General features: G+C 65.9%; 12 protein-coding genes and 1 pseudogene. 6 read left to right on the top strand and 7 right to left on the bottom strand.

The window, feature by feature from the left end; genetic code table 11:
* Positions 1 to 67 precede the first annotated feature (67 nt).
* The 5 genes and pseudogenes from DVK07_RS22040 to lonB all read right to left on the bottom strand — a co-directional run bounded on the left by DVK07_RS22040 (position 68) and on the right by lonB (position 6553).
* On the bottom strand, positions 68 to 2287 hold the full coding sequence (locus DVK07_RS22040; RefSeq protein ID WP_147441080.1) for a DrmE family protein: 2220 nt from the start codon (positions 2285 to 2287) through the stop codon (positions 68 to 70).
* Between the two features lie 274 nt (positions 2288 to 2561).
* Positions 2562 to 2912 (bottom strand): annotated as a pseudogene (locus DVK07_RS06095) (nucleolar); the annotation flags it as partial.
* An 87-nt stretch (positions 2913 to 2999) separates the two neighbouring features.
* A complete protein-coding gene (locus DVK07_RS06090; RefSeq protein WP_121596231.1) occupies positions 3000 to 3233 on the bottom strand; it encodes a glycine zipper domain-containing protein in 234 nt (77 codons plus the stop codon).
* Positions 3234 to 3353: 120 nt separating this feature from the next.
* The gene (locus DVK07_RS06085; protein WP_121596230.1) at positions 3354 to 4136 is read right to left on the bottom strand and encodes a CBS domain-containing protein; all 783 of its coding nucleotides are present in this window, start codon (positions 4134 to 4136) and stop codon (positions 3354 to 3356) included.
* 128 nt (positions 4137 to 4264) lie between these two features.
* Positions 4265 to 6553 (bottom strand): ATP-dependent protease LonB, encoded by a 2289-nt coding sequence (lonB, locus tag DVK07_RS06080; RefSeq protein WP_121596229.1) that lies wholly within the window; start codon positions 6551 to 6553, stop codon positions 4265 to 4267.
* A 170-nt stretch (positions 6554 to 6723) separates the two neighbouring features.
* Here lonB and DVK07_RS06075 point away from each other — a divergent pair, with 170 nt between their 5' ends.
* The 3 genes from DVK07_RS06075 (at position 6724) to DVK07_RS06065 (ending at position 9641) form a co-directional block, all read left to right on the top strand.
* On the top strand, positions 6724 to 7254 hold the full coding sequence (locus DVK07_RS06075) for a nicotinamide-nucleotide adenylyltransferase (RefSeq protein ID WP_121596228.1): 531 nt from the start codon (positions 6724 to 6726) through the stop codon (positions 7252 to 7254).
* Between the two features lie 672 nt (positions 7255 to 7926).
* Complete coding sequence (locus DVK07_RS06070; protein WP_121596227.1) at positions 7927 to 8802, top strand: S-adenosyl-l-methionine hydroxide adenosyltransferase family protein; 876 nt, start codon at positions 7927 to 7929, stop codon at positions 8800 to 8802.
* Between the two features lie 110 nt (positions 8803 to 8912).
* Complete coding sequence (locus DVK07_RS06065; protein ID WP_086220703.1) at positions 8913 to 9641, top strand: bacterio-opsin activator domain-containing protein; 729 nt, start codon at positions 8913 to 8915, stop codon at positions 9639 to 9641.
* 23 nt (positions 9642 to 9664) lie between these two features.
* Here DVK07_RS06065 and DVK07_RS06060 read toward each other — a convergent pair whose 3' ends face one another.
* Positions 9665 to 9991, bottom strand: a complete 327-nt coding sequence (locus DVK07_RS06060) for a HalOD1 output domain-containing protein (RefSeq protein ID WP_158603128.1) — start codon at positions 9989 to 9991, stop codon at positions 9665 to 9667.
* Between the two features lie 140 nt (positions 9992 to 10131).
* Positions 10132 to 10623, bottom strand: a complete 492-nt coding sequence (locus DVK07_RS06055) for a DUF5793 family protein (RefSeq protein WP_017342773.1) — start codon at positions 10621 to 10623, stop codon at positions 10132 to 10134.
* 213 nt (positions 10624 to 10836) lie between these two features.
* On the opposite strand from DVK07_RS06055, the gene DVK07_RS06050 reads away from it, so the two are divergent.
* The 3 genes from DVK07_RS06050 to DVK07_RS06040 are packed head-to-tail and all read left to right on the top strand — an operon-like array spanning position 10837 to position 15411.
* Positions 10837 to 12546: a type II/IV secretion system ATPase subunit gene (locus DVK07_RS06050; RefSeq protein WP_121596226.1), complete on the top strand. Its 1710-nt coding sequence runs from the start codon at positions 10837 to 10839 to the stop codon at positions 12544 to 12546.
* Complete coding sequence (locus tag DVK07_RS06045) at positions 12543 to 14720, top strand: type II secretion system F family protein (protein WP_121596225.1); 2178 nt, start codon at positions 12543 to 12545, stop codon at positions 14718 to 14720. The genes DVK07_RS06050 and DVK07_RS06045 overlap by 4 nt, the downstream gene beginning before the upstream one ends.
* Before the next feature lie 40 nt (positions 14721 to 14760).
* Entirely contained in the window at positions 14761 to 15411 is a 651-nt protein-coding gene (locus tag DVK07_RS06040; protein ID WP_121596224.1) for a class I SAM-dependent methyltransferase, read from the top strand.
* The last annotated feature ends 53 nt before the right edge of the window (positions 15412 to 15464 follow it).

Here is a 15464-nt window from a genome sequence, read left to right as displayed (position 1 = left end):
CTAATGCAGTCCCAATCGATCGTTCAGCCGTGTTCCCGCCTGTGAAGGTTGACATTATATTTTGTGTTTAATCGCTTGTTGATTCGGATGCCTGTTGGTTCCCATTTGGTTTAGAGGATGTTTCCAGTTGATCGATACCTCTGATGGTAAGCCGTTTAGTATCTTCGCGAATTCGCCGCCGAGTTGCCTCATCATAATATTGGGACTGTGAGCTATCCGTTGTTGCATCCAACTCATGCTCAATAAGCGGTCGAATTCGTTGACCTATCTTGTTGTGACGGTCGCGAATCCGCTGTGCCGCTTTATTGACTTCAGCGGCTAGAGTTTCGAACATACTGCCATCGACGCCAGGCCGGCACAGTTGATAGACTCGCTTGATATCCTCTGGATCATCAGGTGCGATTGTGTTTCCGTACCGCCAGAGACTAATCGTGACCGGAGAGGTGATATCCGATCCCATATCCTGTAGCTGTTGTTGAAATTCCTTGACCGTCCAATTCTCTTGCTCTAAGGTTCGGTTTAGTTGGTCCCTCCAACCTTCAACAAGATCAGTGTCCTCACGAATGCTTTCACGTTCTCGGGCATGGTCAACGACGATATCATAGATGTCATCTGCGAGATCGTCAATAAGAAGGATCGTATCGCCACTTTCCAGGCTCTTCGCTCGTGTTCGGACGATATCTCCTTCAGCAGGCGAATATTTCGTAACCCGAGAGAGTGGCGTAAGCGTAATTGGTTCGTGGTCCTCCTCGAATATGAGTTTCAGTCGTTCCGACGGCTCCGATTCGTCGTCGCTGTCTGTATTAGTAGAGTTATTAACGGGCGATACGTCAGTAGAATCCTCCGAACCATTGCCGGCATCCCACAAAGAGGAACTACTCATCAACTCGCTTGCGTTACCTCCATTCGTAGAGTTAGATGTAACAGGGCCCACACTCGTCACTTCAGATTCTATGTCATCCAGATCGATAGGCTCTCTGTCCAAGCTACCGTCACCAACAGTGTGCTCTTCATGGGAGATAGACTTCCCAGCAAGACCCCTAGCTCGCTGAATAATATACTGATTCAGAATTGCGTGGTGTACAAATGCAACAGCCTCACTCCTCGGGAACTCATAATGGTTCGAATCCCGAGGAGCCACCCCAGCGTAGACAGTCCGACTGTCTTTGACTGGATCTATGTCTGATTTCGTTGTCAAGACAATATTCTCGGATTCTCCAACCGTGAGATCCCGCTCCTCCGCCGCTAGGATGAACGCTTCCTGGACGCGTTTATTGCTGAATACAAACCGCGTTGGATTGTCTAGTTCTCGTGCCCGCTCCACTGCATTCAGGAGATAGTTTTGAAGTGGTTGCTCGTCGTTTAGGGTCGCTTCTAACTGGGTAGCTGTCTCAGTGAAGTTACGTATTCGACCCCCACCGTGACTAATTTGTTCTGCGATTAAGTTCAGACGGTCGACTTGCTGAGGGATGGAGTCAAAATATCCGTTGGACTTACTCACGCGATTCCAGTATTTCGGCTTGACTGGTAATTGCGTTAACCGGTTATATAGTCCGCCAACAATTTTGGGAGCAATATCTCGCTCTTGTAGTTCGATTTTCTTGGCAGCGAACTGTTGATGGAGTTGGTCTACTTCCTCAGCGATGATGCTATAGTAATCATATGAAACATCACCCACAGCAAGAAGATTCTCAATAATAGCTAATTTGGTGTCTAGATCGACGGGGATCGACTCTATCGGAGAGGACTCTAGGTGAGTCGGACGTATCTGAATCTGCTCGTCAGAGTGAGTCCGAGCTAAGTCATATCCCATTCCGTAGCCGTCGGAATCTCCAATAAATGCAACCCGTCCTTTCCCTGCGGCCGCGAACAGCTCTACTAATTGGCGTGCATATGTGTCATGCCACCGCGGAGCTCGTAGGTCGATGATTATTCCTGCTGGAAGGGTTGCCCCTGATTCGATATCGAAATTGAATTGGCTATTCGCGGTGAAAATTCCCCACTTATCTTCCATTTCTGATAAGGAATTCACCGGATAACGAGGAATGGGATCACTCCCCTGCTTGTACGTTGGGTTTGTCGTATCCCGATAGTGGAACCGGTCAAAAACGGTTGTATACCCTTGGCGGGGAAAGAGGAGAACAGGGGTGTTGGCACCGCCGCGATTTGGATGCTCATCAAAAGCAAGAGCAACTGCCAGTCCAACAGGGATTGAATTCGACGGGAATGAAGTTTCGATCAGGATACTCCCCTCAGACTCGACTCTTCTGACTGCACGCTCTGTCACTGCAGCTTCCACAGGGGAGAGTGTAAACCGATCACCGTCAACTCGGATACTTCCAGCCTGAAAGCCAGCTAGAGCCCCACGAGAGTAGCACTCACTCGCGAGGGATCCAATATTTTCAGGATCCATCGATCCATGCTGAGATAGTGTCGACAATCATTAAGTATTTAGCACCTATTTAATTCCGAATTACATAATGATTTTGTTCCCTACATCTGCTCAAGATACTGTTATGTATGATGTATATGGCTGATTATTGGGGGACAATTTACACTAGTATTCTGGCCATGTCGTCCATCGCTCGAATCGCGTGGATCAGCTGCGCGTCGTCGGCGCGCTCCCGCTCCCGGACCGCCTCGCGGGTCGCGCGCGTCGTCGCGGCCTTGAGCCGGTCGTAGTAGTCGTCGGCGTCGTCCGCGAACCCGGACTCGACGGCGCGCGCGGGCCAGTCGGCGGGCGTCGCGGCGCTCCCGTCGCGCACCCGCGCCGCGGCCGCAGCGGTCGCGGCGTCGTCGCTCTCGGCCTCGGTATCGATATTGCCGGTCGCGTCCGACGGCAGCGCCTCGAACCAGCCGTCCCCGCCGTCGGACGCGGCGCTCGCGTCCGGTTCGGCGTCGGTGTCGCTCATTGCCGGCGGCTACTCGCCCCGGCGGTATAGACGTTCCCGATGCGACCCGCGGCCGCTCGCCCTACGGGTCGCGCCGCGGCGCGCCGCTCACGCCGCCGCGTCGGCCTCTTCGGCCTCGTCGGCTTCGTCGTCCTCCTTGTCCGCGAACACCCCGCCGGCGCCCGACTTCAGTTCGGCGAGGGTCGCGCCCGCCAGCCCGCCGAGCGCGCCGCCGGTGCTGGCCGCGTTCCGGCTCCACAGCCCGCCGACCGCGGCGCCCACCGCGGCGCCGACGGCCGCGTACTTCGCCCTGCTCAACGCCGTTCGGATTCGGGATCCCATACTCCCTCTTTCTTGTCTGCTCATAAAAATGTGTCTGCGAAAACCACGAATTAGTGCGATCGACGCCGGTAGCCCGATCGATGTGCGGGATCCGAATGATGCGATCGCCGTCGCTCCCGCTTACTGAAGCCGCTTCGTCGTCTCCACGAGGGGGTGGCGAGCGTAGTCGACGACCTCGATGTCGCCGACGACGCGGAGCCCCTCCTTCTCGGCGGTCTTCGCCATTCCGAGGTCGACCGGGGTCCGCGGGACGATCACGTACGCGTCCATCGTCTCGATGCCGGCCTCGCGCGCGGCCATCGCCCGGTGGTGGCCGTCGGCGAGGTAGAGGGTGCCGCCGTTGTCGATGACGACGAGCGGCTCCGCGAGCCCGTGTTCGAGCTCGTACTGTCGGCCCTCAAGCTCGTCGGCGTACACCCGCGCCTGCGTCGGCGTCAGGTCCGCGATCGCCACCTCGCGGCGCTCCTCGTCGAGCTCGACGCCGTGGATCTGCGAGAGGGTTCGCATCAGCTTCCCGACCTTGCCCGGCGTCGCGCGCTCGATCTGCGAGCGGACCACGTCGGTGTTCGAGATGATCCCGACGAGGTTGTCGGCGTCGTCGACGACCGGGAGCCGCTGGATGCCGGAGCGTAAGATTACGCGGGCGGCGTCGGTCACCTTCATGTCGGGGTGCGCGACGATCAGGTCCTCCGTCATCACCGTGAACACGGGGGCGTCGTCGTCCGCGAGCAGCAGGTCCCCGGCCGAGACGAACCCCTCGACGGTGCGGCCCTGGGTGACGGGGAACCCGTTGTGCCCGTCGCTGTCGGCCATGCGACGCGCGACGGTCGCCACGGTCTCGTCCGGGCTGACCGTCTCCACCTCGCGGGTCATGTACTCCCCGACCGTCGGTTTCCCGGTCATCGTCCGCCGTACACGCTCACGGAATAAAAGGGGCGGGGCGACGGCTCGCCGGAGACGAGACGGAGCGGCCGCTCGCTGCCGGATCGCGAAAAGGGAAGAAACGGCGGATAGAGAGGCCTCGGAACCGCTTACTGCGGGCTCGGACTGGACGGGCCGGAGACGTTGCCGTCCTTCAGCGCCGACCCGGTGATCGACTTCAGCCGGGCGACGAGCGAGTCCTTCTCGGCCTCGCCCTCGAGGGCGATGTCGAGGACCTCGCTGATGTGCGAGACCGGGATGACCTCGATCATCTCCTCGTACTCGTCTTCGATCATCACGTCCTGCTCGTTGGCCGCGGGGATGATAACCCGGTCGCAGCCGGCCTTCGCGGCCGCCTCGATCTTGTGGGTGACCCCGCCGACGGGGAGCACGTCGCCGCGGACCGACAGCGAGCCGGTCATCGCGAGGCTCTGGTCGACGCCGACGTCCTCTAAGGCGGAGATGACGGCGGTCGCGACCGTGATGGACGCGCTGTCCCCGTCGACGCCCTGTTGGCCCGTCTGGATGAACTGGATGTGGATGTCCTTCTCGGAGATGTTCTCGTCGGAGAACTTCTTGATGATCGCCGAGACGTTCTGGACCGACTCCTCGGCCATCTCCTTGAGCTGGCCGGTGGCGATCACCTGCCCGCCGCTCTGAGTCGGCGTCACCTCGGCCATCACCGGGAGCATGATCCCCGAGTCCTCGCCCATCACGGCGAGGCCGTTGACGCGGCCGACGACGTAGCCGTCGGAGACCTGGAGCTCGTAGTCCTTCCGGCGCTCGATGTAGTCGTCCGCGAGCTGCTGTTCGATGGACCGCGAGCGGCCCTTCGCCTGAAGGACGTGCTCGCGGGTCGTCATCTCGGCGTCCTCGCCCCGGGCGATGTCGCCCGCGACGCGGACCATCCCGCCGAGGTTCCGCATCTTCAGCGTGAGGTGGCCCTTCCGGCCGGAGCGCCGCTTGGCCTCGAGGATGATCTCCTCGACGGCCTCCGCGGAGAACTCCGGCAGGCGGCCGTCCTTCGCGACCTCCTGGGCGATGAAGCGGACGTACTTCCGCCGCATCTCCGGGGTGTCCTCGATGGTGTCCTCCATGTACACCTCGTAGCCGTACCCCTTGATACGGCTGCGCAGCGCCGGGTGCATGTTCTCCATCGCGTCGAGGTTCCCGGCCGCGATCATGACGAAGTCGGTCGGGACGGGCTCGGTCTGGACCATCGCGCCCGAGGAGCGCTCGGACTGGCCCGTGATCGAGAACTCGCCCTCCTGGATCGCCGTCATGAGGTGCTGCTGGCTGCGGATGTCGAGCGTGTTGATCTCGTCGATGAACAGCACGCCCTTGTTCGCCTTGTGGATGGCGCCGGCCTCGACGCGGTCGTGGCTGGGCGTCTCCATCCCACCGGACTGGAACGGGTCGTGCCGGACGTCGCCGAGCAGTGCGCCGGCGTGCGCGCCGGTCGCGTCGCGGAACGGCGCGGTCTTCGTGTCGCCGTTGTTCACCAGCAGGTTCGGGATCATCGCGTCCGACCCGCGGTTGAGGTAGCGGAAGACGAGGTAGACGACCCCGGCGGCGATGATGCCGACGAGGATCTGGCCGACGATGATGAGCGCGTAGCCCAGCACGACGGCGATGATGATCCACATGAGGAGCGACCGCATCTGGTTGCGCTTGCGCGCCTCCTCGCGGTGCGCCTCGACGATCTGGTCGCCCTTACCGGCCGGCACCGTCCGCACCTTCGGCTTGTTGCCGTCGTCGGGGTTGTGATACACCAAGACGTCCTGTAGCTCCTCTTTGGGGAGGAGCTCGGACATCGCCTTCGCGAGCATCGACTTCCCGGTCCCGGGCGAGCCGATCATCATCACGTGGCGGCGCTGCTTGGCCGCCTTGATGATCACGTCGCGGGCGTGCTCCTGCCCGATGACCTGGTCGACGAGCCGGTCGGGAATCTCGATCTCGGCCGTCGTGTCGATCTTCAGCCCGCCGAGGAGGTCGTCCTCGTCCGGGTCCTCCTCGATCTCGGCGCCCTCGACCTCGACGGTGCTGCCGAGCTCGTCGATGTCGCCGTCGTCGGCCGGCTCGGCGGCGTCGCCGTTCCGGCCGCCGTCGGGACCCTCCCCGACGACGTCGGCGTCGTCGAACCCGTCTCCGTCGTCGACGACGACCCCGTCGTCCCAGGGGTCGTCCTCGTCGTCGGGGTCCGCGGCCGACTCCCCGCGGGAGTCTGTGACCGGGTCCTCGTCGGCGCCGGGCTCGTTCGCCGGACCGTCGTCGGGCTCGGGGTCGCCTCGCTCGGCGTCCTCGCCGTTCCCCGCCGGACTCGAGTCGTCGACGCCGCCGCGAGGCGGTTCGTCGGGGTCGTCGGCCGTCGGGTCGTTCGTGTCCTTCTCGTTGCTCATAGAATCGGGTGTCGCTATCGAAAAGGACGGGTCGGCTACTGATATACTTTCTCCCCCCGGAGGCACCGGTCCGAGGGAAGCAAACGCCGTTTTGAAGCCGTATTTCCGCCGATCTCGGCGTCCAAGCGTTCCCACGGGGTTTATAAATGACGCCGACGGTACGTAGACTCATGCGGGGGTTCTACATCGGCCGGTATCAGCCGTTCCACGACGGCCACCGGCACATGGTGGAAGAGATCGCGGCGGAGGTCGACGAGCTCGTCTTGGGGATCGGCTCCGCCGGCGACTCCCACACCACGCGGAACCCCTTCACGGCCGGCGAGCGCGTGATGATGGTGACGAAGGCCGTCGAGGAGTTGGACGCCACCACCTACGTCGTCCCCATCGAGGACCTCGACCGCAACTCCGTCTGGGTGAGCCACGTCCAGAGCATGACCCCGCGGTTCGACGTCGCGTACTCGAACAACCCGCTCGTCGTCCGCCTCTTCGAGGAGGCGGGCGTCGAGGTGCGCCAGTCGCCGATGTTCCGCCGCGACGTGCTGGAGGGCACCGAGCTCCGCGAGCGGATGATCCGCGGCCGCGACTGGGCGGACCTCGTCCCGGACGCCGTCGTCGACGTGATCCGCGAGGTCGACGGCGTCGAGCGCATCCGCCGGATCGCCGAGACCGACTCGTTAGACGACGAACCCTCGGATCAATAGGGCGAAGAGTACGACCGTGTGGGAGTTCGTTTGCCGCGAATCGCCTGTCACGGACTGACGGAGGGGTTTTCGACGGCTTCGGTCGTTTATAAACGAGTGTCAGCAGATCGACGGTGTCCATGTTCAAAGCCTCAGTTGCTCAGTCATAAATAGTCGATTACGGATCGGCGGTGGACACCGCCAAAGCCCCAACTACTCGTTTATAAATGGCTGTTAGCGGATCGGCGGTGAGCACCGCCAAAGCCTCAGCTGCTCAATTATAAATGGCTGCTAGCGGACCGGCGGCGAACACCGCTAAAGCTCCAGCCGCTTACATATAAATAACTGACCGTAGATCGGTGGCGGACACCTCCAAAGCCCCAGCCGCGAGGACGCCGTACGCTCGCTGTGCGCTTCAGTCGCTCGCGTTGCTCGCTCCTTCCAGTGCTTGCGTCGCCTACGGCGCCCTCGCGGCTGCCCCTTTGAGTCCCACCCCGCACAGCGACCGCACCTCATACCTCCCCAGCCTCGCGGTTCGCTCCGGGTTCCCTTCGGTCACCCGTCACTCACCGCGTCCCTCGCGCGTGCGACTCGCGCCCTCCGGGCGCTCCTCGGCACGCGCCACCGCAGTTGGTGGAGTGAATGGCGCGACCGCCCGTTCCTTTTAAATCTGCGCCGACCGCGGGTTCGGATATGATAACGCTCGCCTCGGACTTCGGCTCGCCGTACCCCGCCGCGATGAAGGGCGTGATCCGCCGGCACACGGACGCCGAACTGATCGACGTCGCGCACGACCTGCCGCGCGGGGACCCGCGCGCGGCCGCCTTCTGGCTCCGATTCGTCCTCCCGGAGTTCCCGCCTGCGGTCCACTGCGCCGTGATCGACCCCGGCGTCGGCACCGACCGGGACGCCCTCGTCGTTCGCGCCGGGGCGCACGTCCTCGTCGCGCCCGACAACGGCCTCGCGATGCCGCCGGCGCGGGCGCTGGCGGACGCGGAGTCGGACGTCGAGGCGTGGACCGTCGCGGTCGACGACCCCGCGAGCGAGACGTTCCACGGCCGCGACGTGTTCGCCCCGGCCGCGGCCCGGATCCGAGCGGCGCTCGACGAGGTTTCGGGGACGTCGAACGGCTCTCCCGACGCCGACGCGGTCGCCGAGACGCTCTCGGCGATGGACGACCTCACCCCCGCGAGCGACCCCGTCGACATCCGCTTCACGGAGCCGACGGTCGAGCGCGACGACGCCGACGGCGGAGGGGGTGGCGACGGCGAAGAGAGCGACGGTGACCTGGTCGCCGTCGACGGCGAGGTGCTCGCGATCGACCGGTTCGGCAACGTGATCACCAACGTTCCCGGCGAGCTGATCCGCGGCCGCGACTGGGTCCGCGTGAACGGGGACCTCACGCCCGTCGCGGAGACGTTCGGCGCCGTCGAGCCCGGCGAGCGCCTCGTCACGGTCGGGAGCCACGGCTACGCGGAGTGCGACGTCAACGACGGACGCGGGGACGGCGCGTTCGACCTCCGGCCGGGGGACTCGGTGCGGTTCGTGCCCGACAGCGTCAGCCTGTAGTAGCGCGGCTGTCGCCTCGGGAACCGCAGTGTAACGCAGCGAACCGCCGGAATGTCAGTCGGGATACGTTTCTCACAACTTATATTAACTGTCATTAAATATCGTGCGCAATGAGCAAAGTAGGGTCCCAGCGCGACAACCGAACCGACTCCGTGGTCGAGATCGAGCTCACCGTTCGAAAACCGGCGTATCCGTTCGTCGGCGTGTCGGGAGAAGAGCGCTGCCGGTTCGAGCTCGCGAATATCGTCCCCCGCCCGGAAGCGAAGTACGCGGAGTTCTTCAACGTCGTGGGCGCGCCTCCCGACCGGATCTTGCGGCACACGGAGGGGTACGAGACCGTCGAGACCTCGCTGCTCAGCGAGTACGACGACGGCGGTCTGTTCGAATTCGTCGTGTCGGGGAACTGCCCGGCGTATCGTCTCGCCGAACTCGGAGCGCTCCCGAAAACCGTCGAAGGCGTCGACGGTCGGGGGCGTATCGTCGCCGAGATCCCGATGCGACACGACCCGCCGACGGTCACGGGACAGTTCCTGGAGGAGTACCCCGATTTCGAACTGAGAGCGAAACGGACGAAGGACACGCACGGGTCCATGTTGAGCCCCGCCACGCTCCAGCAGTCGGTCCTCGACGACCTGACCGAGAGGCAGGGGGAAGTCCTCCGGACCGCGTTCGAGATGGGATATTACGAGTGGCCGCGCGCCTGTACGGGTCAGGACGTCGCCGACGAACTCGGGATCACACCCGCCACGTTCTCGGAACACGTCTTCGCGGCCGAGCGCAAGATCCTCGCGTTCCTGTTCGAAACCGCCGACGAGACCGGTCCGACCGGCGGGACGTGACCGCGGTGGCGGTACGTCGATAGTCACTCCTCGTCGTCCGCTCCGGGCGACGCCGCGACCCGTCCGTCCGCGTCGACGGCGACGGTACACCCCTCGAACGTGAACGTCACGCGGCCGCTGGTGGGCCGGTGTGGCGATTCGAAGAACAGGTCGAGCGCATCGGGATCGATGACGTCGTAGAGCGGCCGCAGATCGTTCGGCTCCGTTCCGAGAGCGTCCGCGACCGTCTCGACGACGCAGACGGAAGGGGACGCGTCGAACTCACCGGTCGCCTTCGAGGCGTCCGCTGTTGACGCGACATCGGTGTGTGGGTCCTCGGCTTCTCGCGGGGCGTAGTCACGTTGGGTCATGGGTTCACAGGGGTTCGCTGCCGTCCGCTAGGACGGAGCCGGGAAGCTGCCTTATGCCCGGTCCCTATCTGTGAAGGGTCGCGGTCCGCTTTCGGCGCCCCGGACGACGGGAGAATCGGCGTGGTGACTGTCGCGCTCGGTCAGAGCTCGACGCCCGAGGGGATCAGGCTCTCGCTGCGGAGCAGGTTCCCCTCGTGGTCGTACACGAGGAAGGTGTCCTTGTCGTAGGCGACGAGCCGCTCGCCGTCGACGTCGATCTCGACGCGGTACCGGGCGTCGCCGTCGTCGGTCGCGTCGCGCGCGGCGTGGATGAAGGGGAGGACGTCCGTCGCCGTCTCGTTGAGTTCGAGGACGAAGTCGCCGGTGTACCGGTTGGTGACGCCGACGACGCCCTCCGGGTCGTCCGCCTCGTCCAGCGGCTCGCGGAGCCGGAACGCGACGTCGATCTCGTCTGCTGTGAGCAGGTCGTCGCCGTCCGTTTCGACGATGATGTCGTCGCTCTCGCCCCCGGAGAGCCGCTCGCGGAGCAGTTCCTCCGGCCCGTGGAAGTCGATCCGCACCAGCGGGGGCGATCGGGAGCCGGCGCCCTCGTCGACGCCCTCGACGGTCAGATCGAAGTAGTCACGCCGCATTTCCTATCGAACGCTTTGCGGTCCGGCCGTATCAACGTAACGGGCGGATCGGCGGCGCGGAGCCGACAGCGCCGCGTCGACGGCGCACCCGGCGTCCGCGTCGTACCCTCAGTCGTCCGCGCCGCGTCGGCGCCGCGGCCGTGGGGCCCGGCCTCGCTCGTGATAATCGTCGGGGGTAGTTTAACTTCCCCCCGCCATTACGTCCCCGTATCCATGGCGAGTGACGCCGGCGGGAGCGACCTCGGCGACCGGATCGAGGCCCTCCAGCGGCGCCTCTCGCGAACGTGGGAGCTGCTTCAGGGGTCGACGCTCGACGTCCGCCCGTTCCGCCCGGGCGAGGACGGCCCGCTCGCGTCGTTCGTCGTCCCCGACGACGAGCGCGAGGTCGACCGGTACTGGGTGAACGCCCCGTACGCGTACGTCGTCATCACCTACGACGAGGTCGAGAGCGAACACCGGTACTACGCGGTCGAGCCCGAGCTGGACGCGTTCGAGCGCGAGCTCCTCGACCGCGTCGTCGACGACATCCGCGACCCGCTCCTCTACCGCGAGGGGACCGGCAAGACGGACGAGGAGACGCTCAAGTCGGAGCTGGAGACGCTGCTGGAGGGGTACGGCGTCGAGGCCGAGATGGACACGTTCCACGCGCTCGCGTACTACCTCTACCGCGACTTCCGCGGCTACGGGAAGGTCGATCCCCTCCTCAACGACCGCCACATCGAGGACGTCTCCTGTGACGGCTACGACCTCCCGATCTTCGTCTACCACGACGAGTACACCGACGTCGAGACGAACGTCTCGTTCGGACAGGAGGCGCTCGACAGCTACGTGATCCGGCTCGCCCAGCAGTCCGGGCGCCACGTCTCCGTCGGCGACCCCATCGTCGAGACGACGCTGCCCGACGGGTCGCGCGCGGAGCTGGCCCTCGGCGAGGAGGTGACCCCGCGCGGCTCGGCGTTCACCATCCGCCAGTACGCGGAGGACCCGTTCACGCCCGTCGACCTCGTGGAGTACGGCACCTTCTCGATCGAGCAGATGGCGTACTTCTGGCTCTGTATCGAGCACAACAAGAGCCTCATCTTCGCGGGCGGGACCGCCTCCGGGAAGACCACCTCGATGAACGCGGTGTCGATGTTCGTCCCGCCGCGCGCGAAGGTGCTCACCATCGAGGACACCCGCGAGCTCTCCTTGTACCACGACAACTGGCTCTCGGCGGTCACCCGCGAGCGGCGTTACGAGGGGACCGACATCGACATGTACGACCTGCTGCGCTCCGCGCTGCGCCACCGCCCCGAGTACATCGTCGTCGGCGAGGTGCGCGGCGAGGAGGCGATCACGCTGTTCCAGGCGATGAACACCGGCCACACCACGTTCTCGACGATGCACGCCGACTCGATCGAGACGGTGATCAACCGGCTGGAGAACGAGCCGATCAACGTCCCGCGGGCGATGGTCCAGTCGCTCGACATGCTCTCGGTCCAGACGCTCACGCGCTCCGACGACGAGCGGGTCCGCCGCGCGAAGACGATCGGCGAGATCGGCGGCATCGACCAGCGCACCGGCGAGCTCGACTACTCCTCGGCGTTCGAGTGGGTGCCCGACTCCGACACCTTCAGGCGAAACGACTCGTCGCTGTTGGAGGAGATCGCCGACGAGCGCGGCTGGTCCCGGTCGGAGCTGCTCCGCGAGGTCCGGCGCCGCGAGCGCTTCCTCCAACTGCTCTCCGCGCTCGGCATCGACGACTACCGCACGTTCACCGCCCTCGTCAACGAGTACTACGCCGACGCCGACCGGGTGATGGAGAAGCTCGACGAGCGCGCCGACGCGGCCGAGGGCGTCGACGCCGGCGACATCGGCGGCGAGGAGGTCGGCGACGGCCGAACCGTCGCGGGGGACCCGACGGTCGACGCCGCGGACCGATGATCGAGTACCTCCCCCTCGCCGTCGCGGTCGCGGTCTGCCTCGCGCTCGCGCTCCCGCTCGTCGACGACCGCGCGGACCTGTTCGTCACCCGCGTCGCGCTGTCGGCGTTCGGCGACTACGTCGGCGAGGACGAGGCGCGACGCCGCGCGCAGCGCGACCGGATGCGCGCGGCCCACGTCGCCGGCACCACGCACCGCGTGTACGCCTCGCGGACCCTGCTGTACGCCGCGGTCCTCGGCGTCGCCGGCAGCGTCATCGGCGTGTACGCGGCCGCGGGGCTGCTCGCGGCGCTCGACGTCGGCGAGGCGGCGATCCGCGAGGCGCTCCCGGCCTCCGTCGAGTTCGTCGCCGTCGTCGCGCGGCTCGCCGACCTCGGGCTCGGCAGGCTGTTCGTCCTGCTCGCGGTCGTCTCCGCGACCGTCGGCTCCGGGCTCGCGCTCGGCGCGTACGTGGCTCGCTGGCGGCTGCTCGATCAGCGGGCCTACGCCCGCGCGGCCGAGATCGACGCCACCCTGCCGCGGACGGTCGCGTTCATGTACGCGCTCTCGCGCTCGGGAATGGCGTTCCCGCGCGTGATGGACACGCTCGCGGAGAACGAGTCGGTGTACGGCGAGGCCGCCACGGAGCTTTCGGTCGCGGTCCGCGACATGAACGCCTTCGGCACCGACGCGCTCACCGCGCTCCAGCGGATCTCGCGGCGGACGCCCAGCGACGACTTGGCGGACTTCTCGGAGAACCTCGCCTCCGTCCTCGGCACCGGGCAGTCGGTGTCGGCGTTCCTCGACGACCAGTACGAGCGCTATCAGGCGGAGGCGGAGGCGAAACAGGAGCAGTACCTCGAACTGCTCTCGACGTTCGCCGAGGCGTACGTGACGGCGTTGGTCGCCGGCCCGCTGTTCTTCATCACCATCCTCGTCGTCATCGGCCTCGTCTTGCAGGACACGATGCCGCTCCTCCGCGTCGTCGTCTACCTCGGCGTGCCGCTCGCCACCTTCGGCTTCGTCGTCTACGTCGACAGCGTGACGCAGGGCGTCGGCGGCACCGAGACCGTCGCGGCGTCGTCGCTCGACGACCCGGACACCCCCTCGGTCACCGGCGTGCGCCACGCGACGGACGAGCCCGGGGACAGAGGGGATACCGCCCGGTTCGACGGCGGCGCGGCGGCCGAAGGGAGCGCGAACCCTCCCCCGGCCGACCGCTGGACCGAGAGCCGCGAGCGGCTCCGCGTCTACGACCGCCTCCGCTGGGTGCGGCGGCTGATCGCGTCGCCGGCCGAGACGGTGCTGGCCTCCCCGCAAACGGTCCTGCTCGTCGCGGTCCCGGTCGCGGTCGTCGGGCTGCTCGTCTTCGCGTTCCCGGTCACGCTCGGGACGCCCGTGGAGATGGTCGGCCAGATCGACGGGCCGATCGTCGCCGCGACGGCGTTCGTCCTCGCGGCGTACGCGGTCGCCTACGAGTTCGGGAAGCGTCGGGTCCGACGCATCGAGTCCGCGGTGCCCGACTTCCTCGACCGGCTCGCCAGCGTCAACGAGGCGGGGACCGCCGTGGTCGGCAGCGTCCGCCGCGTCGCCGACTCGAACCTCGAGGCGCTGACCGAGGACCTCCGGCGGACCCGACGCGACGTCGACTGGGGCGCGGACGTCTCGACCGCGCTGCGCCGCCTCGAACGCCGCGTTCGATCGCCGATGATGTCCCGCGCGGTCGCGCTCGTCACCAACGCGATCCGGGCGAGCGGGGACGTCGGGCCGGTCCTCCGGATCGCCGCCGACGAGTCGCGCGCGACGTGGTCGCTCCGGCGCGAGCGCCGACAGGTAATGCTCACGTACCTCATCGTCATCTACATCTCCTTCCTCGTCTTCCTCGGGATCATCGCGGCGCTGTCCGTCTCTTTCATCCCCGCCATCGAGTCGGCCGGCGTCCCGGGGACGGGCGGGAGCCTCCCGGACGCGGGGGGCGGCGTCCCCGGCGGCCCGGGAGGGATCGCGGACGGGATCGGCGACATCGACGTCGACGCCTACGAGCAGCTGTTCTTCCACGCCGCGTCGATTCAGGCGGTCTGCTCCGGGCTCGTCGCCGGCCAGCTCGGGGAGGGGTCGGTGCGCGACGGCGTGAAACACGTCGTGGTGCTGCTCGCGCTCACGCTCGTCGCGTTCGTCGCGATCGGCGCCGTGTGACGGTCGGTCGGCATTTATCCGTCGCGACCGAGGCCCCGGTATGGACCCGCAGCCGACCGGCGATCCGCAGTCGACGTACGACCGCATCGCGAGCCACTTCTCGAAGACGCGGGAGTACGCGTGGCCCGAGGTCGAGTCGTTCCTGGAGGGCCGGTCGGGGAGCGTCGCGCTCGACGTCGGCTGCGGGAACGGCCGCCATACGGAGGCGCTCGCGGAGCGCGCCGACAGGGCTGTCGGCGTCGACCTCAGCCGCGGCCTGCTCGACGAGGCGGTCGCCCGCGCCCGTGACCGGGGGTTCGCGGACGCGGCCGCGTTCGTTCACGGGGACGCGGCCGCGCTCCCGGTGCGCGACGACGCGGTCGACCTCGCCGTCTACGTCGCCACGCTCCACCACCTCTCGCCGCGGGCGACCCGCGTCGAGAGCCTGAACGAGCTGGCGCGCGTCCTCGCGCCCGACGGGGTCGCGCTCGTCAGCGCGTGGAGCACGGCGCACGACCGGTTCGACCGCGACGAGGGGTTCGACACGACCGTCGGCTGGACGCTGCCGGGCGGCGAGACGGTCCCGCGGTACTATCACATCTACTCGCCCGCGGAGTTCGAGGCGGACCTCGCGGCGAGCGACCTCGAACCGCGGCACGCGACGGTTTCGAGCGGGAACTGCTACGCAGAAGTGACTCCCCGAACCCGCTGATTATCACCACCGATACCGACGGAGGTGAATTAAAGACCCCCTGTCGAGCGCGT

The sequence above is a fragment of the Halorubrum sp. Atlit-26R genome, assembly GCF_003666015.1.
In the GTDB taxonomy this organism is placed as follows: Archaea; Halobacteriota; Halobacteria; order Halobacteriales; family Haloferacaceae; genus Halorubrum.
The sequence above is the reverse complement of the archived record's forward strand: the minus strand, read 5'-3'. Positions and strand labels throughout refer to the sequence as shown.